Below are 26,210 nucleotides of genomic sequence, written 5' to 3'. Positions count from 1 at the left end.
CGGATTTACAACGATATATCGCTTGCATTGTCAAAAGCTTGGTGCTTGACTAACGCCATGCGAATCCGGGGGATCAACCTGTCTCAGGCCATGCTGGCGATCGCGCTGGTGGCGGCACTGTGCTGGAATCTCGCCTACGGAGCGGAACTGCGCGGCGTCGACCTCGGGACCGGTCCCACCGGCACCCGTGCCGAACTCAAGCTCGATGCCAGGGCCGAGTTTTCGGTCATCTCCCTTGCCGATCCCCATCGCCTGGTCGTCGACCTGCCGGGCACGCGTCTGCGCGGCGGCGTCACCCTGCCGGGTGGCAAGGGCGTCGTCCAGGCGGTGCGCAGCGGCCAGCCGGTGCCGGGCACGACCCGCATCGTGTTCGATCTCGCCAGCGGCGTCGTCGCGCCACAACCCTGGATCGAGGACGGCCCCGACGGCGCGCGTCTGGTCATCGAATGGCCCGGCGATGGCGACCCGATCGCGCGGATCGCCCAGGCCGCATCGGCAGGCACTGCCGCCGATCCGGCCACGGCGGCCCCGGTGGCCGATCCCGCGGTCGCGTCCAACGACGCCACCTCCCGGCTGATTTCCTCGATGCAGGCGGCCACCCCGCCCGCAAGTGCCGCCGACGCTGCGCCGACCCCCACGCCGTCGCCTGCACCGGCCGTGGACGCGCCGGTCGCGGCCGCGTCCGCACCGACCCCCGCACCGACGCCTCCGGCGTTGCGCCCCGGTCCGGGCATGCGCCCGCTGGTCATCGCCATCGATGCCGGCCACGGCGGCCAGGATCCGGGCGCGATCGGCCCGGGCGGGACCTACGAGAAGCACGTCGTGCTGTCGATCGCGCGCGAACTGGCGCGCCAGATCAACGCCACGCCCGGCATGCGCGCGCACTTGGTCCGCGACCGCGACGTCTATGTCGAACTGCCGCAGCGCGCCCGCCGCGCGCGCGAGGCGCGGGCGGACATGTTCGTGTCGATCCACGCCGACGCCGCGCTCAACCGCGCCGCCTACGGCTCGTCGGTCTACACCCTGTCGCTGCGCGGCGCCTCGTCGCAGCAGGCGCGCTGGCTGGCGGACCGCGAGAACACCGCCGACCTGGTCGGCGGCGTGCGGCTGGAGAAGGACACGCTGTCGTCGGTGCTGCTGGACCTGGCCCAGAGCGGCCACATGAAGGCCTCGCAGGACGCGGCCGAGCATGTGTTGTCGGGGCTGCGCAATCTCGGCAAGACTCACAAGGCGAACGTCGAGTACGCGAACTTCGCCGTGCTGCGCAATGCCGACATGCCGGCGATGCTGGTCGAGACCGGCTTCATCTCCAATCCCGACGAGGAACGGCGGCTGCTCGATCCCGCGCACCAGCGTCGGGTCGCGACCGCGGTGCTCGACGGCATCAATGCCTTCTTCACCAACCAGCCTCCGCCGGGCACGCTGTACGCCGCGCGCGCGGCCGCGGCGGCAGCGAGCGGCGGCAGCCCCTGAAACGACCGCATCCGGCCCGCCGGTCGGTGGGTCGCATCACGCGGCGGCGACGCAACCGCTATCATCGGCACTGATTTCCAGGCAGCGCGTCCCGCGCCGCGAGCCCCGTGCCGATCCGCCAACTCCCCGATACCCTGATCAACCAGATCGCCGCCGGCGAAGTCGTCGAGCGGCCCGCGTCCGTCGTCAAGGAACTGGTCGAGAACGCGCTCGACGCCGGTGCGCGCCGCATCGACATCGACCTCGAGGAAGGCGGCGTGCGCCTGATCCGGATCCGCGACGACGGCGGCGGCATTCCTGCCGACGAGCTGCCGCTGGCGGTGTCGCGGCATGCGACCAGCAAGATCGGTTCGCTCGACGACCTCGAGGCGGTGGCGACGCTGGGGTTCCGCGGCGAGGCGCTGCCGTCGATCGCGTCGGTCAGCCGCTTCACCCTGACCTCGCGCCGCAGCGACGACGCCCATGCGATGTCGCTGCAGGTCGATGGCGGCAACGTCGGCGCCGTGGCCCCCAGCGCGCATCCGCAGGGCACCACCGTCGAGGTCCGCGACCTGTTCTACAACGTGCCGGCACGGCGCAAGTTCCTGCGCGCCGAGCGCACCGAGCTCGGCCACATCGAGGAATGGCTGCGCGCACTGGCGCTGGTGCGCCCGGACGTCGAACTGCGCGTGAGCCACAACGGCAAGCCGTCGCGCCGCTACAAGGGCGAGGAGGAGCTGTTTTCCGGTGCGCGCCTGGGCGAGACGCTCGGCCAGGATTTCGCCGATGCCGCGTTGCCCGTCGACCATGCCGCCGCGGGACTGCAGCTGCAGGGCTGGATCGCCAGGCCGACCTATTCGCGGGCGAGCGCCGACCAGCAGTATCTGTACGTCAACGGCCGGTCGATCCGCGACCGCAGCGTGGCGCACGCGGTGCGCCAGGCCTATGCCGACGTGCTGTTCCACGGCCGCCAGCCGGCATACGTGCTGTTCCTCTCGCTCGATCCCACCCGCGTCGACGTCAACGTGCATCCGGCCAAGCACGAGGTGCGCTTCCGCGACGCGCGGCTGATCCACGACTTCGTCTACCGCACCCTGCACGCGGCCCTGTCGGAGACGCGGGCGGGCGTGGCATCGGGCATCGACGCGGCGCTGCAGTCGCAGGCGGGCGCGCCGGCCCAGCCTTCGCCGTGGTCGCGGCCGATGCCGCAGTCCAATCTCGCGCTGCGCGTCGACGAGGCGCGCGCGGCCTATGCGAGCCTCTATGGCGGCGGCAGTGCGGCGGGTGCGTCCGTGTCGGCGGCTGCGGGCATCGCCGATCGCGGGATGCCGGTGCCGCCGGCGCAGGACGAGGCGACGATTCCGCCACTCGGCTATGCGGTGGCGCAACTGCACGGCATCTACATCCTCAGCGAGGCCGCCGACGGCATGATCGTCGTCGACATGCATGCCGCGCACGAGCGCATCGGCTACGAGAAGCTCAAGGCCGCGCACGACGGTGAAGGCCTGCGCACGCAGCCGTTGCTGGTGCCGCAGACGGTCGCCGTATCCGAGCGCGAAGCCGATGTCGCCGAGGCCGAGACCGACACCCTGGCGCAGCTCGGATTCGAGGTCTCGCGCAGCGGACCGCGGTCGTTGCTGCTGCGCAGCGTGCCGGCGCTGCTCGCCCACGGCGACAGCGAGGCGCTGCTGCGCGACGTGCTGGCCGACCTGCGCGAGCACGGCGAGAGCCGCCGCGTGCGCGAGGCGCGCGACGAACTGCTGTCGACGATGGCTTGCCACGGCGCGGTCCGCGCCAACCGGCGGCTGACGCTGCCCGAGATGAACGCCCTGCTGCGGCAGATGGAGGCGACCGAGCGCTCCGGCCAATGCAACCATGGCCGCCCGACCTGGGCGCATTTCCCGCTGGCGGACATCGACCGCTGGTTCCTGCGAGGACGTTGAGATGAGCCGTATGCGTCTGATCCTTCCGGCCCTGGCCGCCGCGCTGCTGTTCACGGGCTGCGCGGGCGGCGATGCCAGCGCCGATCCGGCCACGGCCGCCGAGACCGCGCGCCTGGACCAGGCTTTCGTCGACGAGACCCGGTCCTGGCAGCGGCAGCGCGAGGAACGGCTGACCGCGCCCGACGGCTGGACCAGCCTGATCGGCCTGCACTGGCTGGAACTCAAGGCGCACTACGTCGGCAGCGATGCGACCAGCGGCCTGCGCATCGCGATGGGGCCCGGCAAGCTCGGCCTGCTGCAACAGCAGGGCGACGCGCTGTTCTTCACGCCCGAGCGTGGCGCGGCGTTGACGCTCGATGGCGCGCCGCTGCGCGGCCGCGCGCGCGTGCGGACCGACCGCGACGAAACCCCGGGCACGATCGGCTTCGACGACGGCAAGGGCCAGCTGAGCGTCATCGAACGCGGCAACCGCAAGGCGCTGCGGGTACGCCATGCCGACGCGCCCACGCGCACCGGTTTCGCGGGACTCGACTACTGGCCCATCGACCGCGACTGGCGCATCGATGCCCGCTTCACGCCAGCGGCGCCCGGTACCACGATCGAGATCGCCGACATCATCGGCACCATCAACCGGATGCCCTGCCCGGGCGCGGTCACCTTCGAACGCGACGGTGCGTCCTACACGCTGCAGGCCGTCGAGGGCGAGGCGGGCGGCCTGTTCCTGATCCTCGCCGACCGGACCAGCGGGCATGGCAGCTACGGCGCCGGCCGCTATCTCGATACCGCGGCGCCGGACGCGGATGGGCACGTCGTGCTCGACTTCAACCGCGCCTACAACCCGCCGTGCGCCTTCACTCCGTTCGCCACCTGCCCGTTGCCGCCGCAGGAGAACCGTCTCGACCTGGCGATCACGGCCGGCGAGAAGGCCTACGCCAAGCCGGTGCTTTGACGTTTTTTCGCCGGGCACCGCCCGGCCCGCAGACAGGGATCTTTCCATGCGCTTCGCTTCGCCCCGCAGTGTCCTCCTGGCTCCGCTGATCGCCGCGGGCCTGCTCATCGCGGGCCTGGTCCAGGCGGAGCGAACCCCCGCCGCGGCCGACCCGCTGGCGATCGCCGACGTTCCGGCCACGCAGGCGCCGCCCGTGCCGCTGCTGTGGCAGGTGCGTGGCGAGCACGGCACGCTGTTCCTGCTCGGCTCGTTCCATTTCCTCAAGCCGAGCGACTATCCCCTGTCCGGCGACGTCGACCAGGCGCTCGCGCGCGTGGACGACGTGGTGTTCGAGCTCGCGCCCGACGAGATGGCTTCGCCGATGCTGGCCACGCAGATGATGCAGGCCGGATTGCGCAGTGACGGCTCGCGGCTCGACGATGAACTGCCGGCCGGCACCGTCGCCGCACTTGGCGCCTGGGTGCAGTCCAACCTGCCGACCCTGCAGGCGATGGGCATGAGCGCGCAGACCCTGCAGATGTTCGAGCCGTGGTTCGCATCGCTGATCCTGACCACGACCGAGCTGGGGCGCTACGGCCTCGATCCCGCGCTTGGCCTGGACACGAACCTCGGCCGGCAGGCGACCGAAGCGGGCAAGCCGACCTCGGGCCTGGAAACCGCGCAGCAGCAGATCGCCTTCTTCGACGGCATGGACCGTCTCGAGCAGGTGCAGATGCTGCAGGAAGCGCTGGCGCAGACCGAGGACGGGCAGGCCCAGATCGAACTGCTGCACGGCGCGTGGCGCAACGGCGACGCCGACACGCTGTGGAACGAGATGGCGGTGGACATGCGCGCCCGGTTCCCGGCGCTGTATGCCCGCATCAACACCGAACGCAACGACGCGTGGCTGCCGAAGCTCGAGCAGATGCTGCAGGAGACAGGCGACACCCTGGTGGTCGTCGGCGCCCTGCACCTGCTCGGCGAGGACGGCGTCGTCGACAAGCTTGCGGCGAAGGGCTATTCCGTCGAGCGGGTGTGTTCCGCCTGCGACGCGGCACCGGCGACGGCGAAGTATCCGACGGTTCCGTTTCCGGCCGTTGTCGAACCGGCCCTGGTCCCGGAGCCGTCCATGCCGGAGACGGCCGCGCCCTGAGTTCAGTTCCGGGCTGGCTGCAGCACGATGCAGTCGACCGGGCAGGCCGGCACGCACAGTTCGCAGCCGGTGCAAAGCGGCGCGACGACGGTGTGCATCAGCTTCGATCCGCCGACGATCGCGTCGACCGGACAGGCCTGGATGCACTTGGTACAGCCGATGCAGTCGGCCTCGACGATGACCGCAACCTGCGCCATCGTCTGGGTGCCGCGGCTGCGATCGTAGGGACGCGCCGGGACGTCGAGCACGCGGGCAAGGGCGCGGGCGCCCGCGTCGCCACCCGGCGGGCAATGGTCGATGCCGGCCAGGCCCGCGGCCATCGCTTCCGCGTACGGGCGGCAACCGGCGTAGCCGCACTGGCCGCACTGCGTCTGCGGCAGCAGCCGGTCGAGGCGTTCGACGAGCGCGGGCAGGGGGGTGGGCATGGCGGGCAGGCGGCGCGCGTGCCGGCGCGTGTCAGCGGACCGGCATGCCCGGAGCGGCGCCATCGTCGGCATCGAGCAGCGCGAGTGCACCGCCGTCGAAACCGGCCGACAGGATCATGCCCTCGCTGATGCCGAAGCGCATCTTGCGCGGCGCCAGGTTGGCGATGAACACCACGTTGCGGCCGACCAGCGCGCCGGGGTCGGCATAGCTGGCGCGGATGCCGGAGAAGATCTGGCGCCTGCCCAGCGCGCCGGCGTCGAGTTCGAAGCGCAGCAGCTTGTCCGAGCCCTCGACGGCCTCGCAGGCCACGACCCTGCCGATGCGCAGGTCGAGCCTGGCGAAGTCGTCGATCGACACCGTGGCGGCATCGGTCTCCGCGGGCGTCTGCGCTGCAGCAGGCGGCGCGGCGGCGGCTTTTCCGGGGGCGGGCGTTGCGGTCATGGTGTCCTTGCTGGCTTCGGTCATGGCGTCGATCTGCTTCGGGTCGATGCGGGTGAACAGCGCGGTGTACGGGGCGATCGCATGGTCGAGCAGCGGTGTGTCGAGATCGGCCCACGCGCGCGACGGGGCGGCGAGGAACGCATCGACCGCATCGGCGATGCCGGGCAGCACCGGGCGCAGGGCGCCTGCCAGCACGCGGAACAGGTTCAGGCCCTGCGTGCACACGGCCTGCAGTTCGGCGTCGCTGCCGTCCTGCTTGGCGATCACCCACGGCTTGCGCTCGTCGATGTAGCGGTTGGCCTCGTCGGCCAGCGCCATGACCTGGCGCAGCACGCTGGCCGGATCGTTGCGCGCATAGGCGTCGCGGACCGGTGCCAGCGCCTCGATGAAGCGCGCGTACATCGCCGGCTCCGGCAGTGCCGCGGCGAGGCGGCCGTCGAAGCGCTTGCCGATGAAACCGGCGCAGCGGCTGGCGAGGTTGACGAACTTGCCGACCAGATCCGCGTTCACCCGCGCGACGAAGTCGGCCAGGTTGAGGTCGAGGTCGTCGACGCCACCCGAGGATTTCGCCGCGAAGTAGTAGCGCAGCGCTTCCGGGTGCAGGCCCTGGTCCAGGTAGGTGCGGGCCATGACGAAGGTGCCGCGCGATTTCGACATCTTCGCCCCGTCGACCATCAGGTAGCCGTTGACGTGCAGCCGCGTCGGCGCGCGCATGCCGGCACCGTGCAGCATTGCCGGCCAGAACAGGCCGTGGAAGTTGACGATGTCCTTGCCGATGAAGTGGTGCAGCTCGGCATCGCTGCCGGTGCCGAGGTAGGCGTCGAAATCGATGCCATCGCGCGCGCACAGCGCCTTGAAGCTGCTCAGGTAGCCGATCGGCGCATCCAGCCAGACGTAGAAGAACTTGCCGGGATGGCCTGGGATCTCGAAGCCGAAGTACGGCGCATCGCGCGAGATGTCCCAGGCACGCAGGCCGCCGTCGCCGTCCAGCCATTCCAGCAGCTTGGCCTTGACGCCGCTGCTGGCGACATCGCCGGCGAGCCATTCGCGCAGGAAGCCCTCGAAGTGGCCGACTTCGAAGAAGAAATGTTCCGATTCGCGGATCTCCGGCGCCGCGCCGCTGACCACCGAGACCGGATCGATCAGCTCGCTCGGCGCATAGGTCGCGCCGCAGTGCTCGCAGTTGTCGCCGTACTGGTCAGGCGTGCCGCACCTGGGGCAGGTGCCCTTGACGTAGCGGTCGGGCAGGAACATCTGCCGCACCGGATCGTAGAGCTGGGCGACGTCGCGGCGCGCGATGTGGCCGCCGGCGACGAGCCGCGCATAGATGTCCTCGACCGTCTCGCGATTGACGTCGGAGTTGGTCGAATCGTAATGGTCGAAGGCGACGCCGAAACCGGCGAAATCGCGTTCGTGACCAGCCTGGATGCCGGCGATGAAGGCTTCCGGCGTGGTGCCGGCCTTCTCGGCCGCCAGCATGATCGGCGTGCCGTGGGTGTCGTCGGCGCAGACGAAGTGCACCGTGTCGCCCGCCATGCGCCGCGCGCGCACCCAGATGTCGGCCTGGATGTAGCCGACCAGATGGCCGAGGTGCAGCGGGCCGTTGGCGTAGGGCAGGGCGGTGGTGACGAGCAGCTTGCGCGACATGGCGGGGGGAGCGGGGGAAGGACCGGAAATTATCGCATGCGGCGCTGGCGGTCCTGGCCGTCGCGGCCCGTTTCCGCCGCATCGGATCGCGGGAAAGCAGCCCACCCAACGAAAAGGGCCCGGCATCGCCGGGCCCGCGTCACCGCACCGGATCGGGCGGCATCACTCACGCTGCCACACCTGTTCGCGGCAGATGAACGCGACGCAGCCCGAGACCCCGAGCCGGTTGTCGTCGAGCAGTTTGGCCTTGGACCGGTAGGTCTTGCCGTTCGCCGGGTCCAGGATCGTGCCGCCGGACCACTCGCTGCCGGACGGCCTGAGGTCCCACAGGATCGTCATGCCGGTGATCGGCTGGTCCTTGCGCTCGCCGCTGCACTTGTCGCAGGTCGGGTTCGGCCCACGGTCGGACTGCAGCACCTGCACCACCCGGCCGCTGAGGTTGCCGTTGGCCGCCTGGCTGATCTCGACGATCGACTTCACCCGGCCGGTCTCGTCGTCAATGGTCTTCCAGCGGCCGACGGGCGACTGTGCCGCGGCCGACAACGACACCATGGCCAGCGGCAGTGCCAGCAACAGCAGCAGGCGCGATTTCTTCTTCAACATGGATTCCCTCCTCGGAATGCCCGTCCCTCCCGGCGGAGTGCCGGAAGGGTCGCGCGATATATACCCGATCCGCATCGCGTTGGCGTCAAGTCGGGCGTCACGTTCAGCGCATGCTCGGCCTGCATCCATCACCGGGTGCGGCAGCAAGCCGTGACAACGAAAAAGCCCCCGCCACGTCTGGCGCGGCGGGGGCAGGGCATCACGGCACCGCAATCAGTTGGCGGCGGCTGGCTCGCCGACTTCGACGCTGCCGCCGATATGGCGGGAGAAGAACTTCAGCATTTCCGTATACAGGTTCAGATTGGCCTTCTCGTCGTAGAACCCGTGCATTTCGCCGGACTGGATGATCATCCCTTCGGGAGGATTGCCGGCGGCGATCAGCGCCCGGTTCATCAGTTCGGTCTGCTCCGGCGGCGTCCGCTGGTCACGTGCGCCTGCCGCCAGGTAGACCGGAATCCCCACTTCACCGGCGCGCCGGGCTGGCGAACTGCGGGCCCAATCGGCCGCGTTGGTGCCATGGGTACGCCGCAGGTAGCGAAGACCGGAATCGCGCTGCGGGATGTCGCCACGCTTGAACATCATGTCGATGTCGTAGACACCGACGTAGCCGAACGTGCACTTGAACAGGCCCGGTGCCCGGATCGGCGCCATCAGTGCCGAATAGCCGCCGAAGCTGCCGCCATAGATGCAGATGCGCTCCGGATCCGCATGTCCCTGCGCGATCGCCCAGTTCGTCGCATCGATGATGTCGTTCTGGATCCCCTCGGCCCACTGGCGGTGGCCGGCATCCTGGAACGCCTTGCCATAGCCGCCGGAACCACGGTAGTTGACCTTGAGGACGGCATAGCCGCGACTGGCGAGCAGTTGCGACTCGGTGTTGAACCCCCAATGGTCGCGCGGGCCGATGGGGCCGCCATGCGGGTTGACGATCATCGGCAGATTCCGGCCATCCGACCCGTTCGGAATGGTCAGGTAACCGTAGATGTCCTTGCCGTCTCGGGACTTGAACGTGAATGGCCTGGTCGAGGCCATCTGGTCCTTGTCGAGCCACTGCCGGCCCTGCATCAGGAAACGTGCCTTGCCTGTCTGCGCGTCGTAGAGGTAGAGCTCGCCGGGATTGCTGTCGCTCGACACCGAGACGATGATCTGGCTGCCGTCGTCGGTATGGCTGGAAAAATCGACCAGTTGGCCGGGGAACGCCGCGGCCAGCGAAGCGTAGAGTTCCGCCTCCGGATGCGTTTCGTCGATCATCGTGACCTTCGGCGCGCCGGCCTCGGTGACGATGGCGAGCAAGGTGTTCTCGTCCGACGACCAGATGTAGCGGGAGATGTCGGCTACTTCGTCCTGGTAGAGCGTGGTGAACTCGCCGGTGTCCGTGTTCAGGGTGCCGACGGCTTCCGGCGCGGTGTCATCGCTTTGCAGCGCATAGACGGTGCCCGCGGGCGTCGTGCGAATGACCCACAGGTGCTTGCCCTCCGACCGCGATGCGCTGACCAGCGTCCACCTGCCGCCATCACGGCGGTACAGTTCCGTACGCTCTTCATACTCGCCTTCCTCGTTGCGGCTCGATGAGCAGACCGCGAACCGAGGTGCCTTGTCGGCATCGAGCGAAACACTGCAGTTTTCCTTCGGCGCGCGCCCCATGGACGTGCGGCGACCGCTGACGGTGTCCACCGTCACGACTTCGGTACCGGCACCTTCCGAGGAGCGCGGGTGCCGGGACTGCATGATGACCCTGCGGGCATCGTCCTTCAATGTATCGAGCAGCGAGAAGCTCTCGTTTCCGACGGTCTGGCTGCGACGTGTCGCGTCCAGGGTCCCGCGGAAGATGACCGGGACGGGCTGCGAGCCGTCGGCGTTGACGGCAAACCATTCGCCGGTCTGGAACGGTTGCGCGTAGCCGCCCATCTTGCGCACCGCATTGAACATGATGCGTTCGGGGCTGATCCACTCGAAGCTGCCGACGCTCTTCTTGTCCGGCAACTGATTGACCTTGAGGATCTGCAGGTCGCTGGTGCGCATGATCGTCAGCACGTCCTGGTCGCCGCGGTCCACGGTGATTGCGAGATATTCGCCCGAGGGCGAAATCTTGGCATTGCTGTACGTGGGGTGCCTGACGAAGTCCTCGATCGGGGGCGGCGTCGCGGCGACGGCGTGGATCGAGAATGTACCGAGCGCCAGTGCGAGAAAAACAACGGCCGTCTGTTTCATGGAGTAATCCTTGGCATGTTTGATCAAAGAAAAGCCCGGCAAAAACCGGGCTTTTCCGTTGCTGAACCTGAAGAGGGTCAGAACTTGTGCGTCAGGCTCACGTAGAAGCGGCGACCCAGCGGGTCGGCACCGTTGTATGCGTAGAAGTACGGGTAGGCGGTATAGGTGTCGTCGAAGCGATACTGGTTGTCCAGCAGGTTGATCGCCGTGAACTCGACCTTGGTGTTGGGCGTGAACTGGTGTCCGACCTGCAGGTTGTAGGTGATGTACGGCTTCAGGCGGCTGGTTTCGGCCCAGTTCTGGTTCGCGCCGAGGCGGCTGCCGAACAGGGTGACGGTCCAGTCGTCGTAGCTCCAGCCCAGCGAACCACGCACACGCGAACGCGGGTCGTAATCCCACATGTCGCGGTAGTCCACGAGTTCATCGTCTGCGAACTGCTTGGACTTGTCGGTGAGGCGGATCGTGTAACCGAGGTCGATGTCGAATCGGCCAATGCGATCGGTATCGAGGCGGTAGCGGAAGTTTGCATCGACGCCGCTCACGTCCTGATACGCCGTGTTGATGTACGCGGTATTGAGGGACTGGAGGCGGCCATCCAGCGAGGTGCCGGGTGCGTCGGTACGCGTGATCAGCGAGTAGATGTTCTGGCAGAACGCCGAATCCGGACCGTTCGGGAACGGCGAACCGTCGCGGTAGACGCCCAGGCGGCAGTTTGCCTCGTTCTGGAGGATGTACGAGGCCGTGACCTGGCTGGCCTTGTCCTCGAGGCGGATCCGGTAGTAGTCAACGGACAGCGACATGTCGTCGATGATGTCCCACACGAAGCCATAGCCCCAGCTCTCGCCTTCCTCTTCCTTCAGCAACGGGTTGCCGGCGGTTCGGCTCTGCGACTGGTAGACGGTCACGTCGCCGTTCTGGTTGCAGTCCACGACGGTACGCGGCCCGCCGGTCTGGCCCAGGTAATTGCCGGAGCGGCATGCATATTCGTCGAGAACGGTCGAATACCCTGCCGCGCCCTGTGCGTAGACCATCTGCATATCCGGCGCACGGAAGCTGGTCGCGTATGAACCGCGCAGCAGCAGGCTGGAGAAGGGACGCCACTCGAGGCCGAAGTTCTTGGTAAACGCCCCGTCGACGGCGGTGATGTCGTCGTACTTGTCGTAGCGACCGGCGATGTTGGCCGTCAGCGAGTCGAGGATCGGCACGCGGAACTCGACGCCCAGCGCGTAGCGGTCGCGTTCGCCGTCGGTGGCGCCGGAGCTGGTCAGGTTGTAGATCGTCTGATCGTCGATCGGACGCAACTGGTCGGTACGCGGGTCGCTTCGCAGGTCCTGCGTCTGGCGGGTACCTTCGAGTACGGCCGCGAAGCTGAGCGGACCTGCCGGCAGGTCGAACAGGTCGCCGGCGATGTTGAAGTTGATCGTGGCCGCCGAGGTGTCGGACACGTTCTTCACCCGTGTCGCGAACGACTGGTAGATCTCCGGGGTGATGGGGCTGTTCCAGCGGTCGAGGTTCAGCTCGTACACCGGCACGCCATTCGCCAGATTGCCCAGCTGCGGCCCAAGGAAGTAATCGTGGACGGCTTTGGCGAGCAGGCGGGGGCGATCGTTTTCGTATTCGTACTTGCCGTAGTTCGCGCTGGCTTCCCAGTCGAAACGTCCGAGCGAACCATTGAAGCCGAAGGTGATGTCGTAGGTCTTTTCGTCGTAAAGCGTGGTCGCGGCTTCGTTGCCGCCGAGTTCGAACGGATTGAACACGCGCTGCAGCTGGAAGTAATCGCCGTAGGCGGCATCGTAGTAATAGCCGGTCGCGGCGCCGGACGGCGTGGCGGTGAAGCGGTCCCCGGACGTTCCCCAGAATTCGGTACCGCTGCTGGACGAGGCATTGGACTTGTACAGCGACAGGCTGCCGTACATCTGCACGTCGTCACTGATGTCGAACGTACCCGACAGATAGCCCGCCCAGGTGTCTTCCTTGTTGGAGATCGAGCGGGAAGCCGGCTGGGTGTAACTGCCGCAGTAGGTGCCGCGGGCTTCGGTCGTCACCGTGGTGTAGCCGAAGGCATCGCATGCTGCCGCGTCGTAGATGGCGTTGTGGTTCGGTGCAGCCGCCACGCCGCCGAGGCTGAGGGCCACCAGTGCCAGGTTCGGGTTGACGGCCAGTCCATAGGGATTGTTGCGGGTGTCGGCCAGGAAGCGACGCTGGGTCGCGAAGACCGGCTCCTTGGCGTTGTACTGCAGCGCGTACAGGGCGCTCCAGCGGTCGCCGGTGGCGCCGCCGGTGAACTCGAAGGAGGCGGAATCACCGCCACCCTCGGCCGTGGTGCCGGCAGTAACGCGGAGCTGGTTGCCGTCATAATTCTTGCGGGTCACGATATTGACCACGCCAGCCACCGCGTCGGAGCCATAGATGGCCGAGGCGCCGCCGGTGAGGATTTCGATCCGTTCGACGATTGCCATCGGGATCGCGCGCACGTTGACGACGTTGTTGTCGCGGTTGTAGGGCTGCGGATAGTCCGGCGGGCGGCGGCCGTTGATGAGCGTCAGCGTATAGCCCGGGCCCATGCCACGCAGGTTGACGACCTGGGCATTGGGTGTGAATCCGGTAACGGCCAGATCGCCGGTGAAGTTGGCGGTGCTCTGCTGGTTCAGCGTCTGCAGCATGTCGCCGACGGTCTGGAAGCCCTCGCGATCGATGTCGGCGCGGGTGAAGACGGTCACAGGCGCCGGGCCTTCGATCTCGGCGCGCTTGATGCGCGAGCCGACGACCGTGACGGTATCGAGGGTACGCGACTCTCCCGATGCGGTCGTGGTCGTGACGATCTCCTCGTCCACTTCCACTACTTCTTCCTGGGCGAAGGCGGGCGCGGCCACGGAAAGCATCAGTGCGCTTGCGAGTGCGGCACTGAGCTGGTTGAACCTCGGGACGAGGCGATTGCGGTCAGACATTGGATTGGATCCCCTAAAGAATTTCAGTCGAGTACGTCCATCGAGATGCCTGCGGTCCTTCGCCGGCGCACATACAGTTCATCCCCGGTGCATGCACTTAACAGACGGTTAACATTACTGCCACAGGTCCCCAACATTTGCAACTGTCTGGTGGTATGGCTTTCATGATCTTCCCCAAGCGGTTCTCGTGCTTGCCGCTAGAATGCGGTCCCGCCACAAGGTCCCGGACGGCGCCGCTGGCGCACGGTTCACGGCCTCCGCATCCCGTTCTTGTTGCCCATGTCCCTTGCCGTCCATTCGCGCGCCGTCCAGGGCGCGCTCTCGCCACACCCCCGCATCCGCAACCTCGTCGCCATCGGCGCGGGGAAGGGAGGCGTCGGGAAATCAACGACTTCCGTGAACCTGGCGCTGGCGCTCGCGGCCGACGGGGCGCGGGTCGGGGTGCTGGACGCCGATGTCTACGGGCCGAGCATTCCGACGATGCTGGGGCTCTCGGGCAAGCCGGACAGCCCGGACGGCAAGTCGATCACGCCGATGCGGGCGCACGGGATCGAGGCGATGTCGATCGGGTTCCTGGTCGAGGCCGATACGCCGATGATCTGGCGCGGGCCGATGGCGACCTCCGCGCTCACCCAGCTGCTCAACGAGACGCTGTGGGGCGGCGACGAAGGCCTGGACTACCTGGTCGTCGACCTGCCGCCGGGGACCGGCGACATCCAGCTGACCCTGGCGCAGAAGATCCCGGTGGCCGGCGCGGTCATCGTGACCACGCCGCAGGACGTGGCGACGCTGGATGCGCGCAAGGCCCTGCGGATGTTCGAGAAGGTCGAGGTCGCGGTGCTGGGAATCATCGAGAACATGGCCCAGCACGTGTGCTCGAACTGCGGGCACGTCGAGCATCTGTTCGGTGCCGGCGGCGGCGAGCGCATGGCGGCGCAGTACGGGGTGCCGCTGCTCGGGTCGCTGCCGCTGGAGATCGGCATCCGCGAGCAGGGCGATGCCGGCGTGCCGATCGTCGCTTCCGCGCCCGATTCGCCGGCGGCGCAGGCCTATCGGCAGGCCGCGCGCAATCTGGTGGCGGAGCTGGAGAAGCGGCCGCGTGCAGCGAGGTCGATTTCGGCGTCGCTGGTGTAGGGCGTGTCGGCCACGGAGCGAGCTGGTCGCGAACCTGTCCTGACAAGGGCTTTGCGCTGGGCCGATGGTCGGGAAAGACGGTCGCCCTGATCCCGTAGGTCGATCCCACGCGGCCGACGTGCGCGGTGTCCGGGTTCACGCGGTCGGGGGCGTGGCCACGCCCGCGGTGCCGAGGGGACCATCCATGGCGCGGATGCCGGGCCCGATCAGGGGCAGGACGGATGCGGCGTGGCGGGGCGCATCCTACAATGCGGGGCTTCGGGCCACTGGGGCCGCAGGGAACATCGCATGAGCATCAAGAGCGACCGCTGGATCCGCCGCATGTCCGAACAGCCCGGCGGCATGATCGAGCCGTTCGAGGTCGGGCAGGTCAAGCATGCCGACGGCCAGCGCATCGTCAGCTACGGCACCTCGAGCTACGGCTACGACGTGCGCTGCTCGCGCGAGTTCAAGATCTTCACCAACATCAACTCGACGATCGTCGACCCGAAGCGCTTCGATCCGGGCAGCTTCGTCGACGTCGAGGCGGACGAGTGCATCATTCCGCCCAATTCCTTCGCCCTGGCGCGTACCGTCGAGTACTTCCGCATTCCGCGCGACGTGCTGGTCGTGTGCCTGGGCAAGAGCACCTATGCGCGCTGCGGCATCATCGTCAACGTGACGCCGCTGGAGCCGGAATGGGAAGGCCACGTCACGCTGGAATTCAGCAATACGACGCCGCTGCCGGCGCGCATCTACGCCAACGAGGGCGTGGCGCAGATGCTGTTCTTCCAGTCGGATGCGGACGACGTCTGCGAGACCTCGTACCGGGACCGCGGCGGCAAGTACCAGGGCCAGACCGGCGTGACCCTGCCGCGCACCTGAGCAGTTTCCCGATCCGCCGCTGCGGCCATGATTTCATCGCCGGCACGCGGGTGGTGCGCGTGCGCGGTTTCAGAAGGGCGGCAGCGCCGCCTGCAATTGCGCGACACGCGCGACGAGTTGCTCGGGCGAATACGGCCGTGCGGCGACGCGGCCCCACACCGGCGTCGGCCAGGCCGGGTCGTCCTGGTTGCGGCCGATCACGTGCACGTGCAGTTGCGGCACCAGGTTGCCGAGCGCGGCGATGTTGAGCTTGAACGGCCGGAACACGTCGCGGACCAGCCTCGCGGTCAGGTCGATCTCCTCGGTCAGCTGGCGCCGCTGCGCCTGGTCGAGGTCGATCATCTCGCGTGCGTCGGCCACGCGCGGCACCAGGACCAGCCACGGATAGTTGGCGTCGTCCATCAACCGCAGTTCGCACAGCGCCAGGGTGGCGACGGGATGGGTATCGTCGGCCAGCCGTGGATCGAGGGTGTAGGGCGCGTTCGGGTCCGGCTGTCGGTTCATCGGGGGCCTCCGGGTCAGCGCAGCGCCGACTTCAGGAACTTCAGGGTCTGGCGGCGTGCGGTCGCGGCGCTGTCGGCGTTGTAGTGGCGCGGATCGACATCGCGGTTGAAGGCGTGTCCGCCGGCGTGGACGTGGACCTCGGCGTCCGGGTGGCGTTCGCGGTGCCGCTGGATGTCGCCCGGCGGGATGCTGGGGTCGTCGCGGCCGAAGTGGAACAGCATCTGCGCGCGCAACGGCTCGTCGATGAACGGCATGGTGCGCGCGCCGTAGTAGCTGACCGCGGGCAGGCCGAGCCGGGTGTTGGCCAGGAACGCGAGGCTGCCGCCCCAGCAGAAGCCGACGACGGCGATGTGGCGGTGTCCCTCGGCCTGCAGCAGCGCGCGGCAGGCGGCGAGGATGCCGAGGGCGCGGTCGGTGCCCAGTTCTTCGACCAGCGCGCGGCCGCGCGCGAAGCCGGCGTCGTCGTAGCCGAGCTCGACATTGCGGGCGACGGGGTCGAACAGCGCCGGTGCCAGCGCGGTGTAGCCGGCGGCGGCGAATCCGTCGGCCACGCTGCGGATATGCGCGTTGACGCCGAAGATCTCCTGCACGACCAGGATCGCGCCCTGCGCGGCGGCGCCGTAGGGCGGGTCCGCGCGCCAGGCGTCGACAAGCCCGGAAGGCGTGGTCACGGCGATGTCACGGCCCATGGTCTGCCTCGTCGGTCGCGGGTGCGCCCCAGTCTATACCGCGGCGGGAACGCGCCGTGCGGGGGCGTGGGCGGCGCGGCGGTATACTGCGCGGTCGATCTGCCCGCGCCGGTTCCCCGGTCGCCGGTCCATCCGCGGGGTGGGCGCCGGTGATCGGGAGTCGAACGCGCCCTTCAGTCCTGCCTCCAGCCACGGGTCCGCATGTCCGCAGCCAATCCCAAGGTCGGTTTCGTCAGCCTCGGTTGTCCGAAGGCGCTGGTCGACTCCGAACGCATCCTCACCCAGTTGCGGGTCGAGGGCTACGACATCGTCCAGAGCTACGACGATGCCGACGTCGTCGTCGTCAACACCTGCGGCTTCATCGATTCGGCGGTGACCGAATCGCTGGATGCGATCGGCGAGGCGATCGCGGAGAACGGTCGGGTCATCGTCACCGGCTGCCTGGGCAAGCGCGAGACCATGATCCGCGACGCCCATCCGGACGTGCTGTCGATCAGTGGGCCGCAGGACTACGGCTCGGTGATGCGCGCCGTGCACACCGCGCTGCCGCCGAAGCACGACCCGTTCATCGACCTGGTGCCGCGGCGCGCGGCCGACGACGACGTCGGCATCAAGCTCACGCCGCGGCACTACGCCTACCTGAAGATCTCCGAGGGCTGCAACCACCGCTGCAGCTTCTGCATCATCCCGTCGATGCGCGGCGACCTGGTGTCGCGGCCGGTCGACGAGGTGCTGCGCGAGGCCGAGCGGCTGGTGCGCGGCGGCGTGCGTGAGCTGCTGGTGATCTCGCAGGACACCTCGGCCTATGGCGTCGACGTGCGCTATGCCGAGCGCAACTGGCGCGACAGGGCCTGGCAGACGCGGATGAAGGCGCTGTGCGAGGGCCTGTCCGAGCTCAACGTCTGGACCCGCCTGCACTACGTGTACCCGTACCCGCACGTCGACGACATCATCCCGCTGATGGCCGAGTGCCATGCCGATGGCATGCCGAAGCTGCTGCCGTATCTCGACATCCCGCTGCAGCATGCCAGCCCGCGCGTGCTGAAGCTGATGAAGCGCCCTGGCGCGATCGACAAGACCCGCGAGCGCATCGCGCGCTGGCGCGAGGTCTGCCCGGACATCGCGATCCGCAGCACGTTCATCGTCGGTTTCCCGGGCGAGACCGAGGCCGAGTTCGAGGAACTGCTGGATTTCCTCGACGAGGTCCAGCTCGACCGCGTCGGCGCGTTCGCCTATTCGCCGGTCGACGGCGCGGGCGCGAACGCGCTGCCTGACCCGGTGCCCGAGGAAGTGAAGCAGGAACGTCTGGCGCGCTTCATGGAGAAGCAGGCGGTGATCTCGGCCGCGAAGCTCGAAGCCCGCGTCGGTACGATCCAGACCTGCCTGGTCGACGTGGTCGACGGCGAGCTGGCGATCGCCCGCTCGATGGCCGACGCACCGGAGATCGACGGCGTGGTACAGATCCAGAACGGTCGCGATGCGGGCCTGCAGCCCGGGGATTTCGTCGACGTCGAGATCCTCGGCAGCGACGAGCACGACCTCTTTGGCGAGGCCGTGGAGGAGGACGCGTGAAGCGCGCACTGATGAAGCATGCACCGGTCGCCTTGTTGCTGGCCTGCGCGCTGACGTCGCCGCAGGCGAGTGCGCTGGACCGGCTTAGCGGCGTCTACCGCCCGGTCGGCGATGCGGCTGCGGGCATGCCCGTGGGCGGGGAGTTGCGGGTGACGGCGGAAGGCCGCGGCTGGCTGGCGCGGTTCCGCGGCGAAGGCCTGGCGCTGCTGCCGGTCACCGGGCTCGAGCTGGCCGGGCTGTTCCCGGGCGTGGCCCCGGAAGCGGGCCTGCAATGTGCGGTCTCGCCCGCGTTCCTGCTGTGCAGCGTGGCACCGGGCACGCGGTTCGAGGACAAGGACTTCACCTCGACGACGGGTTATTTCACCGCCGTGTCCGACTCGGGCATCTTCGAGATGCAGCGCGTCGACTGATCGCGGAGCGCCTCGCACTGCAGTGTCGGGGGCATCGCCCCGACCTACGGGCGGCCGGGAGGCGCGACTGCGGAGTCCGGCAGCGTCCGCCGTGGCCCGAAGGCATTGCGCGACGGCAGGTCGGCCTCACGCCGCCGACGTACGCGGTGCCCCCGTGGTCTCCGCGCGCGTTCCTACGCGTGGTCAGGCGTGCGGTCGGTGGCCGTTTCGATATAGGCCCATGCCGCGGCCTCGATCGCGTCGATCGCGGCGATGCAGCCCGGCAGCAGTTGCCGGCCGCCCTCACCGCCGTCGTCGCGCATGCGTTCCGCGGCGTTGTAGTCGACCAGTGCCTGCCACGCCGGCAGGCGGCGATCGACGGTGTCGAGCAGTCGCCGCAGCGCGGCGTCGGCGGCGGTGCTGCCGTCGCCGGGCAATGCCAGCACCGCCTCGGCGCGGGCGTGGAAGTCGGCATTGAAATGATGGGTGTCGGTGCGGACCCTCCAGAACGCGCCGAGCCGCAGGCGTTCGTCATCGGCAGCCATGCGGGCGGAGGTCGGGCCGTCGTGTGCGGCCGGGGTGCGCTGGACCGGGAAGGCGCGCAGTTGGCGCGCGAGCGCGGCGTGGGCCTGGCGTTTCGTCGCTTCCGCGTCCGGCAGGGCGGGAGGCGCCGCCGCACCCGCGATGGGCGCGGCGGACCCGGCGGGCGGTGGCGGGGAATCGCGTCCGCAAGCCGTCAGGGCCATTGCCGCAAGCACCACTGCGAGCAGGCGAGGCCGCCACGCGGCCCTGCGGCGGGCGGATATGCCGTGGCGATGTCCGGACCGGCCCATGCGGGCGTCAGTCGCTGTCGTAGTCGACCGCGACCACGGCGAAGCGCGCGATGCCGCCCGGCAGCGCCGCCTCGAACTCGTCGTCGATGCGCTTCTTCAGCATCGCGCGCGCCAGCGGCGAATCGATGCTGATCCAGCCCTGTCTGGCATCGGTCTCGTCGGGACCGACGATGCGGTAGCGCGACAGCTCGCCGCTGTCGAGATGCTCGACCTCGACACGGGCGCCGAAGAACACCGCATCGGGGTCGCTCGGCACCGTGTCGACGACCTTCAGCGCCTCCAGCCGCCTGCTCAGGTAGCGCACGCGCCGGTCGATCTCGCCGAGCTGCTTCTTGCGGTAGGTGTACTCGGCGTTCTCGGAGCGGTCGCCCTCGGCCGCGGCAGCCGACAGGGCGCGCACGACCTCGGGCCGGCGCACGCGCCACAGGTCGTCCAGCTCGGCCTTCAGCCGGGCATGGCCGGCGGGCGTCACCAGTGCGGTGCTCTTCTCCGGCGGCGGGCGCCAGCGGCTCATCGCGCGATTTCCGTCCCGCGATCCATCACTTGAGCTTGATGCTGCCGAGGATGTTGCGGACGATGCGGTTGGTGATCGTGCGCGTGGCCTGCTTGCCGGCGGCCTGCACCACGCCCTGGCGGCGGCTGGTGCCGAACAGGAACTCGTTGATCGTGCGGCCGATGCCGCCTTCCTCGGCGGCCTGCTTCCCGCTGCCCTTGGCCGGCGGCGCGGCCGCCTCGTCGGTCGCCGCCTGGGCGCGCCGGGCCAGCAGCTCGGCGGCCGACTCGCGGTTGACCGCGGTGTCGTACTTGCCGCCGACCGGGCTGCCGTTGCGTACCTGCTGGCGTTCGGCATCGGTGATCGCGCCCATGCGGCAGCGCGGCGGCGCGATCAGGGTGCGCTCGACCGGTGCCGGCACGCCCTTGTCGAGCAGCATCGAGGTCAAGGCCTCGCCGGTGCCGAGCTGCGAGATCGCGCTGGCGACATCCAGCGCCGGGTTCGGGACGAAGGTCTCGGCCGCGGTGCGCACCGCCTTCTGGTCGCGCGGGGTGAAGGCGCGCAGGGCGTGCTGCACGCGGTTGCCGAGCTGGCCGAGGATGTTGCCCGGCACGTCGTCGGGGAACTGCGAGCAGAAGTACACGCCCACGCCCTTGGAGCGCACCAGCCGCACCACCTGCTCGACGCGCTGCTGCAGCGCGGCCGGGGCATCGTTGAACAGCAGGTGGGCCTCGTCGAACACGAACACCAGCTTCGGCTTGTCCAGGTCGCCGACTTCCGGCAGCGTCTCGAACAGCTCCGACAGCAGCCACAGCAGGAAGGTCGAGTACAGGCGCGGCTTGAGCACCAGCTGGTCGGCGGCGAGGATGCCGATGACGCCGCGGCCGTTGGTGCTGGTGCGCATCAGGTCGGCCAGTTCCAGCGCCGGCTCGCCGAAGAAGTGCTGGCCGCCGTCCTGGTCGAGCCGCAGCAGCGCGCGCTGGATCGCGGCGATCGACTGGGCGCTGACCAGGCCGTACTCGGTCGAGACCGTCTTGCGCTCCTCGGCGACCAGGTTCAGCAGCGCGCGCAGGTCGTCGAGGTCGAGCAGCAGCAGACCGCGGTCGTCGGCCAGCTTGAACACGATGTCGAGCACCCCGGACTGGGTGTCGTTGAGTTCGAGGATGCGGCCGAGCAGGGTCGGGCCCATCTCGCTGACGGTGGTGCGCACCGGGTGGCCGGACTTGCCGTACAGGTCCCAGAACAGCACCGGGCTGGCCTCGCCCGCGTAGCCGTCGATGCCGAGCTCGGCGGCGCGCTGCTGCAGCTTCTCGCCGATGTCGCCGGCCACCGCCAGCCCGGCGACGTCGCCCTTGACGTCGGCCATGAACACCGGCACGCCGATCCGCGAGAACCCCTCGGCCAGCGTCATCAGCGTCACCGTCTTGCCGGTGCCGGTGGCGCCGGCGACCAGCCCGTGGCGGTTGCCGAACTTCGGCAGCAGGTAGACGGGCCCGGAGGTGGGCGTGGTGACGGCCTTGCCGACGAAGATCGGGTCCATGGAGGTTCCGTGCGGGGAAGGAAAGGGAAGAAAAGTGTCCGTGGATTCTAGCCACTGGTCACGCTCCGCGCGTGTCGTCTTGCCGCGCCGCGACGGCGGGGGCTACCCTGCCGGCCCCTGGCCGATCCCGGATCCGAATGTCCCGTCCCCTGAACCTGCTGGCACGCAGCTGCGCCATCGCCACCGTGCTGGCGCTGGGCTGCCTCGCCACCGATGCCCAGGCGCAGTCGCGCCGCGACCGCGAGGCCGCCGAGGCGCTGCAGCAGCGCATGCTCGCCGCCGAGGCCCGCTACCGCGAAGCGCTGCTGCAGGTGGCCAACGACGACCCCGCCGGGCTCGACGCCAGCAACGCCGCGCTCGAGGACATGGAAGACATCATGGTCGCCTGCGAACAGCAACGCGGCTGCAGCCTGTCGCAGCTGCTGACCAGCTACAAGCGGCTGCTCAAGGCCGATGCCGACGCCCAGGTGCCGGGCGACGACGGCGACCTGACCATCGTCGACGACACCGGCATGCCCACCGGCCCGGTGCCCGAGCGCGCCAGCGCGGCGTCGCTGCTGCGCGAGGACGAGAACTTCGTGCGCATGGTCCAGCTCAACCCGGCGGTGCAGGAAGGCATCCGCCGCTGGCTGACCGACATGCGGGTGTCGCTGATCACCAGCCACGAGAACTACCAGTACATGCAGCACCTGATGTCGCCGGCGTTCAAGCGCAGCGGCCTGCCGGAGGCGCTGCTGTTCGGCATCCTGGCCAAGGAGTCCAACGGCCGCGTGCATGCGCGCTCGCGCGCCGGTGCCGCGGGGCCGCTGCAGTTCATGCCGGCGACCGGGCGCCGCTTCGGCCTCGGCCCGGACGGCAGCGGCTTCGATACCCGCTACGACCCGCGCGCCGCCGCCGACGCCGCCGCGGTCTATCTCAACGAACGCTTCGCCCAGCATGGCCAGGAGATCGAGTACTGGCTGGCCGCCTACAACGGCGGCGAGGGCCGCGCACTGCGGATCTACCGCGAGGCCAACGGCCGCAGCTTCTGGGACCCGACGGTGTTCAACCAGTTCCCGGCCGAGACCAAGGACTACGTGCCGATGGTCATCGCCGCGGCGTGGCTGTACCTGCATCCCGAGCAGTACGGCCTGACCTTCCCCAAGGTCGACGCGCGGCCGGCGACATTCACGCTGGAGCGGCCGGCATCGATCTACGAGCTGACGATCTGCCTCGGCAACGGCGGCACCCGCGACGGCTACATGCGCGTGCTGCGCAACCTCAATCCCAGCTACGAGGCCGACGCCTGGATCCCGCGCGGCACCACGCTCAACGGCACCGTGCGCGTGGCCGGGCTGTACAGGCGCTGGTGCACCAGCGGCCCGCGCGCGCAGCTGGCGCAGGAGCTGGTCAACGGCGTGCCGCGGACCGGCGTGGTGCGAACCGGCGCGGTCGAGGTGTTGCCGGCGGCTGCGGCAGACGCCCCCCGGGCGCAGGCGCCCGCTGCGGCACCGGCACCGGCCACGCCGCCGCCGGCGCGTACCCATCGGGTCGCCCGCGGCGAGACCCTCGGCCGGATCGCCGAACGCTACGGCTGCGAGGTCACGACGCTGGCGCGCGCCAACAACCTGCGGGCGCCGGCCTACACGGTGCGCCAGGGACAGACGCTGACCCTGGCGGGCTGCACGCGCTGAACGACGCGGAGCCGGATCGGGCGCAGGGGCCGGCCTACGGGGCGGCCGGCTGCGTCCAGGCATCCGCGCCGGACGTCGCTTCGGCATCGGCATCGTCGCCGCCACGCCAGCGGCGCCAGTGTTCGGCCAGGCGTTCGCGCGCGTTGGCCGGGGCGCTGGCCAGACGCCGCCAGGCGTTGTCCTCGACGAAGCCGGTCAGCTTGCGCAGGCTGTCCGGGCCGTACTGGCGCATCGCCAGCCAGGTCATGCGCAGCAGCAGTTTCGTCGCCGAGTCGTCGAGGTTGCCGGTCTCCGCTTCGATGGCGGCGATGAACGCGGCCAGTTCGGTCCGCACCTCGGTGGGCACGTACTCGTTCTCGCTCAGCCGCTTGATCCGTCGTAGCCCGTCGCGTGTCCGGCCTTCGTGGATGTCCAGGGCGGCGCGTCCGATGTCGCCCAGCCACGGCGTCCCGATCAGCGCGGCCAGTCCCTCGACCTGCAGCACCACGCCGTCCCACCGCTTGTCCATCACGCCGGCGTAGATCAGTACCAGGTGCAGCGTTGCCAGCTGCGCCATCGCATCCTGCCGGGCCGCGTCGAGCGTTGCGGGATCGTGCTGGCTGTGTTCGTGCGCCAGTGCGTGCCAGCCGCGCCGCTGGAAGGTGACGGTCCGCAGCGACTGCGCGGCGAAACGCGACAGCGTGTCGCAGTCGTGACGGTCGATCAGGTCGGACTCGGCGATCGTCAGGGTCTGCTTGTCGACCGACAGCGCGGCATAGGCCAGCAGCACGCGCGCGGTGCACAGCTCGCTGGCGGTGAACGGTGCGACCGGCTCGCCGGCCAGTTCGGACGCCTTGCGATAGGCGTCGACCGCGGCCGGCAGTCCCGGTCCGGAGACCTGCTGGTAGCGCTTGTAGGTGAAGCTGTCGCGCAGCGCGGCAAGCTGTTCGGCCTCGCTCTTGCGGCCGCAGCCGGCCAGCGCGACCAGCAGCGCGGCGCCTGCGGCCAGCAGTGCGCCGCGTGTTCCCGTCCCGCGCATGCTCAGGGCGAGGCGGGGGAGCGCAGCCGGGTCGCCAGCCGCTGGCCCAGCCGCACCGGCTGCTCGGCATGCAGTGACGGGTCGAGCACGGCGACGTCGGGCGGCAGCAGGGTGATCACCGTCGAGCCGTAGTTGAACCGCGCCATCTCGGCGAAGCGCGCCAGCACGATGCCGCGGCCGCGGTAGTCCTTGCGGGTGATGCGGCGGCCGTAGGCGGGGATCTCCTCGCCGCTCCAGACCGTCTCCACGCCCGACACCAGCAGCGCGCCGACCATGACCTGGACCATCGGCCCGAAGTCGGTGTCGAAGTGGCAGACCAGCCGCTCGTTGCGCGCGAACAGCCGCGGCACCCGCGCGACGGCATCGGTGCCGACGCTGAACAGCCGCCCGGGCACGTGCACGGTCTCGCGCAGGGTGCCGGTCCACGGCATGTGCACGCGGTGGTAGTCGCGCGGCGACAGGTACACGGTGGCGAAGCTGCCGTGCCGGAACGGCGCGGCGTCCTCCTCGCCGCCGAGCAGTTCGGCTGTGGTGAACGACTGGCCCTTGGCCTGGAAGATGCGGCCGTCGTCGACCGGCCCGCACTGGCTGATGTGGCCGTCGGCGGGCATCAGCAGCGCATCGGGATCGGGATCGGGCATGCGCGCGCCGTCGCGCAGCGCGCGGGTGAAGAAGGCATTGAAGCTGGCGTACGAGGCCGGGTCCGGGTTCGCCGCTTCCGACAGGTCGACGCCGAAACGGCGCACGACGGTGTCGATCAGCCAGCGTCGGGTGCGCGGATTCTGCGAATACGCCAGCCGCCGCGCCAGCGACGACAGTGTGCGGTGCGGCAGCACGTGGGTCAGCGTGGTGACGAGGCTCATGGGGTGGCGCCTTCGGTCAGGCGCAGCAGGTCGGCGGCGATCGCGTCGGGTTGCGGGGTCTCTGCATTGAGCACGCTGCCCGAGACCACCCCGGCCATCCGGCCCTGCGGGTCGAGTACCGCCAGCGAGGCGCTGTGGTCGACGGTGTAGGCGCCTTCGGGCGCGCTGTCGCCGAGCGGCACCTTCGCGAACACCATCGACAGCGAACGCGCGAACTGCTCCAGCGTGGCGATGTCCGCGGTCGCGGCCAGGGTGTCGCGATGGAAGGCGTGCGCGTACTCGCCGAGTGCCGCCGGGGTGTCGCGTTCCGGGTCGACCGAGACGAAGAGCACCCGCGGGCGGGTCGCCTCGGGAAGGGCCTCCCACTGCCGTTGCGCCTGCGCGAGGTGGGTCAGCGTCATCGGGCATACATCCGGGCAATGGGTGAAGCCGATGAACACCAGCGTCCAGTGTCCGGCCAGTTCGCCAGACAGCAGCTGGGTGCCGTCGGACTGCTGCAGTGCGAACGCCGGCAGCGTGCGCGGCTGCGGATACAGCTGCACGACCTGCAGCGCGGGCTGCGACCGGGCAGGGTCGGTGGCGGCGAAGAATTTCTGCGCCGCCAGCAGGCCGAGGCCGCCGGCGAGGGCGATGGCGAGGATGACGAGGGTGGTGCGGTTGAACATCGGGCAGTCCGTGTCGGGCGACCGGCATCATACCTGCCCAAAAAAGCCCCCCGTCTTCCGCAACGCGGAAGACACCTTGGCCCCTCTCCCGCGCGCGGGTGTATGGACCGGACACATGGTGGACACCTGTTCGGAGACATGGTGGACAGGTCATGCGAGCGAACGGCCCGCGTTCACCGTCCGGGTCGTGCTGTCGATCCGGGCGATCCGATACGTGCTCC

22 protein-coding genes are annotated in these 26,210 nt (G+C 69.3%); 9 read left to right on the top strand and 13 right to left on the bottom strand.

Translation table 11 applies throughout. The annotated features are described in order from the left end of the window. The first annotated feature begins 57 nt into the window (after positions 1-57). The 4 genes from LDO26_RS17330 (at position 58) to LDO26_RS17315 (ending at position 5,476) form a co-directional block, all read left to right on the top strand. Positions 58-1,473: an N-acetylmuramoyl-L-alanine amidase gene (locus tag LDO26_RS17330; RefSeq protein ID WP_435594119.1), complete on the top strand. Its 1,416-nt coding sequence runs from the start codon at positions 58-60 to the stop codon at positions 1,471-1,473. 107 nt (positions 1,474-1,580) lie between these two features. After that, on the top strand, positions 1,581-3,395 hold the full coding sequence (gene mutL / locus LDO26_RS17325) for a DNA mismatch repair endonuclease MutL (protein WP_232132349.1): 1,815 nt from the start codon (positions 1,581-1,583) through the stop codon (positions 3,393-3,395). Position 3,396: 1 nt separating this feature from the next. Next, positions 3,397-4,344, top strand: a complete 948-nt coding sequence (locus LDO26_RS17320) for a DUF1684 domain-containing protein (protein WP_232132348.1) — start codon at positions 3,397-3,399, stop codon at positions 4,342-4,344. 46 nt (positions 4,345-4,390) lie between these two features. Beyond that, a complete protein-coding gene (locus LDO26_RS17315) occupies positions 4,391-5,476 on the top strand; it encodes a TraB/GumN family protein (protein ID WP_232132347.1) in 1,086 nt (361 codons plus the stop codon). Positions 5,477-5,478: 2 nt separating this feature from the next. On the opposite strand, the gene rnfB is transcribed toward LDO26_RS17315, so the two are convergent. The 5 genes from rnfB to LDO26_RS17290 all read right to left on the bottom strand — a co-directional run bounded on the left by rnfB (position 5,479) and on the right by LDO26_RS17290 (position 13,677). Continuing rightward, positions 5,479-5,901, bottom strand: a complete 423-nt coding sequence (gene rnfB / locus LDO26_RS17310; protein WP_232132346.1) for an Rnf electron transport complex subunit RnfB — start codon at positions 5,899-5,901, stop codon at positions 5,479-5,481. Positions 5,902-5,932: 31 nt separating this feature from the next. Then, positions 5,933-7,990 (bottom strand): methionine--tRNA ligase, encoded by a 2,058-nt coding sequence (gene metG, locus LDO26_RS17305; RefSeq protein WP_232132345.1) that lies wholly within the window; start codon positions 7,988-7,990, stop codon positions 5,933-5,935. A gap of 162 nt (positions 7,991-8,152) precedes the next feature. Further along, entirely contained in the window at positions 8,153-8,593 is a 441-nt protein-coding gene (locus LDO26_RS17300; RefSeq protein WP_232132344.1) for a DUF2147 domain-containing protein, read from the bottom strand. Between the two features lie 213 nt (positions 8,594-8,806). Then, the gene (locus LDO26_RS17295) at positions 8,807-10,804 is read right to left on the bottom strand and encodes an alpha/beta hydrolase family protein (protein ID WP_232132343.1); all 1,998 of its coding nucleotides are present in this window, start codon (positions 10,802-10,804) and stop codon (positions 8,807-8,809) included. A gap of 77 nt (positions 10,805-10,881) precedes the next feature. Beyond that, positions 10,882-13,677 (bottom strand): TonB-dependent receptor domain-containing protein, encoded by a 2,796-nt coding sequence (locus LDO26_RS17290; RefSeq protein ID WP_232132342.1) that lies wholly within the window; start codon positions 13,675-13,677, stop codon positions 10,882-10,884. Positions 13,678-14,031: 354 nt separating this feature from the next. On the opposite strand from LDO26_RS17290, the gene apbC reads away from it, so the two are divergent. Both apbC and dcd read left to right on the top strand, forming a co-directional pair. Beyond that, complete coding sequence (gene apbC / locus LDO26_RS17285; RefSeq protein ID WP_232132341.1) at positions 14,032-14,886, top strand: iron-sulfur cluster carrier protein ApbC; 855 nt, start codon at positions 14,032-14,034, stop codon at positions 14,884-14,886. A 288-nt stretch (positions 14,887-15,174) separates the two neighbouring features. After that, positions 15,175-15,750 (top strand): dCTP deaminase, encoded by a 576-nt coding sequence (gene dcd, locus LDO26_RS17280; RefSeq protein ID WP_232132340.1) that lies wholly within the window; start codon positions 15,175-15,177, stop codon positions 15,748-15,750. Positions 15,751-15,819: 69 nt separating this feature from the next. Here dcd and LDO26_RS17275 read toward each other — a convergent pair whose 3' ends face one another. Both LDO26_RS17275 and LDO26_RS17270 read right to left on the bottom strand, forming a co-directional pair. Continuing rightward, a complete protein-coding gene (locus tag LDO26_RS17275; protein ID WP_232132339.1) occupies positions 15,820-16,254 on the bottom strand; it encodes an HIT domain-containing protein in 435 nt (144 codons plus the stop codon). 14 nt (positions 16,255-16,268) lie between these two features. After that, entirely contained in the window at positions 16,269-16,943 is a 675-nt protein-coding gene (locus tag LDO26_RS17270) for a dienelactone hydrolase family protein (protein WP_232132338.1), read from the bottom strand. A 201-nt stretch (positions 16,944-17,144) separates the two neighbouring features. Here LDO26_RS17270 and rimO point away from each other — a divergent pair, with 201 nt between their 5' ends. Both rimO and LDO26_RS17260 read left to right on the top strand, forming a co-directional pair. After that, the gene (gene rimO / locus LDO26_RS17265; RefSeq protein WP_232132337.1) at positions 17,145-18,515 is read left to right on the top strand and encodes a 30S ribosomal protein S12 methylthiotransferase RimO; all 1,371 of its coding nucleotides are present in this window, start codon (positions 17,145-17,147) and stop codon (positions 18,513-18,515) included. After that, the gene (locus LDO26_RS17260) at positions 18,512-18,925 is read left to right on the top strand and encodes a hypothetical protein (RefSeq protein WP_232132336.1); all 414 of its coding nucleotides are present in this window, start codon (positions 18,512-18,514) and stop codon (positions 18,923-18,925) included. The genes rimO and LDO26_RS17260 overlap by 4 nt, the downstream gene beginning before the upstream one ends. 173 nt (positions 18,926-19,098) lie before the next feature. On the opposite strand, the gene LDO26_RS17255 is transcribed toward LDO26_RS17260, so the two are convergent. The 3 genes from LDO26_RS17255 to LDO26_RS17245 all read right to left on the bottom strand — a co-directional run bounded on the left by LDO26_RS17255 (position 19,099) and on the right by LDO26_RS17245 (position 21,770). Continuing rightward, positions 19,099-19,449: a hypothetical protein gene (locus LDO26_RS17255; RefSeq protein WP_232132335.1), complete on the bottom strand. Its 351-nt coding sequence runs from the start codon at positions 19,447-19,449 to the stop codon at positions 19,099-19,101. A 295-nt stretch (positions 19,450-19,744) separates the two neighbouring features. Then, positions 19,745-20,251: a transcription elongation factor GreB gene (gene greB, locus LDO26_RS17250; RefSeq protein ID WP_232132334.1), complete on the bottom strand. Its 507-nt coding sequence runs from the start codon at positions 20,249-20,251 to the stop codon at positions 19,745-19,747. Positions 20,252-20,276: 25 nt separating this feature from the next. Further along, positions 20,277-21,770, bottom strand: coding sequence for a helicase HerA-like domain-containing protein (locus LDO26_RS17245; RefSeq protein ID WP_232132333.1), 1,494 nt, complete (start codon positions 21,768-21,770; stop codon positions 20,277-20,279). Between the two features lie 137 nt (positions 21,771-21,907). Here LDO26_RS17245 and LDO26_RS17240 point away from each other — a divergent pair, with 137 nt between their 5' ends. Further along, positions 21,908-23,443, top strand: a complete 1,536-nt coding sequence (locus LDO26_RS17240) for a transglycosylase SLT domain-containing protein (RefSeq protein ID WP_232132332.1) — start codon at positions 21,908-21,910, stop codon at positions 23,441-23,443. Between the two features lie 34 nt (positions 23,444-23,477). Here the strand turns inward: LDO26_RS17240 and LDO26_RS17235 are convergent, their stop codons facing one another. Genes LDO26_RS17235 through LDO26_RS17225 form a run of 3 tightly spaced genes read right to left on the bottom strand, consistent with a single transcriptional unit; the run spans position 23,478 to position 25,989 of the window. Then, positions 23,478-24,461 (bottom strand): hypothetical protein, encoded by a 984-nt coding sequence (locus tag LDO26_RS17235; RefSeq protein WP_232132331.1) that lies wholly within the window; start codon positions 24,459-24,461, stop codon positions 23,478-23,480. 2 nt (positions 24,462-24,463) lie between these two features. Beyond that, positions 24,464-25,324 (bottom strand): archaetidylserine decarboxylase, encoded by an 861-nt coding sequence (asd, locus tag LDO26_RS17230; protein ID WP_232132330.1) that lies wholly within the window; start codon positions 25,322-25,324, stop codon positions 24,464-24,466. Continuing rightward, positions 25,321-25,989 (bottom strand): SCO family protein, encoded by a 669-nt coding sequence (locus LDO26_RS17225; RefSeq protein WP_232132329.1) that lies wholly within the window; start codon positions 25,987-25,989, stop codon positions 25,321-25,323. Before LDO26_RS17225 ends, asd begins: the two co-directional genes overlap by 4 nt. Between the last annotated feature and the right edge of the window lie 221 nt (positions 25,990-26,210).

The sequence above is a fragment of the Proluteimonas luteida genome (assembly GCF_021191695.1).
Classification (GTDB): domain Bacteria; phylum Pseudomonadota; class Gammaproteobacteria; order Xanthomonadales; family Xanthomonadaceae; genus Luteimonas; species Luteimonas luteida.
This window is presented reverse-complemented; position numbering and strand designations above follow the sequence as displayed.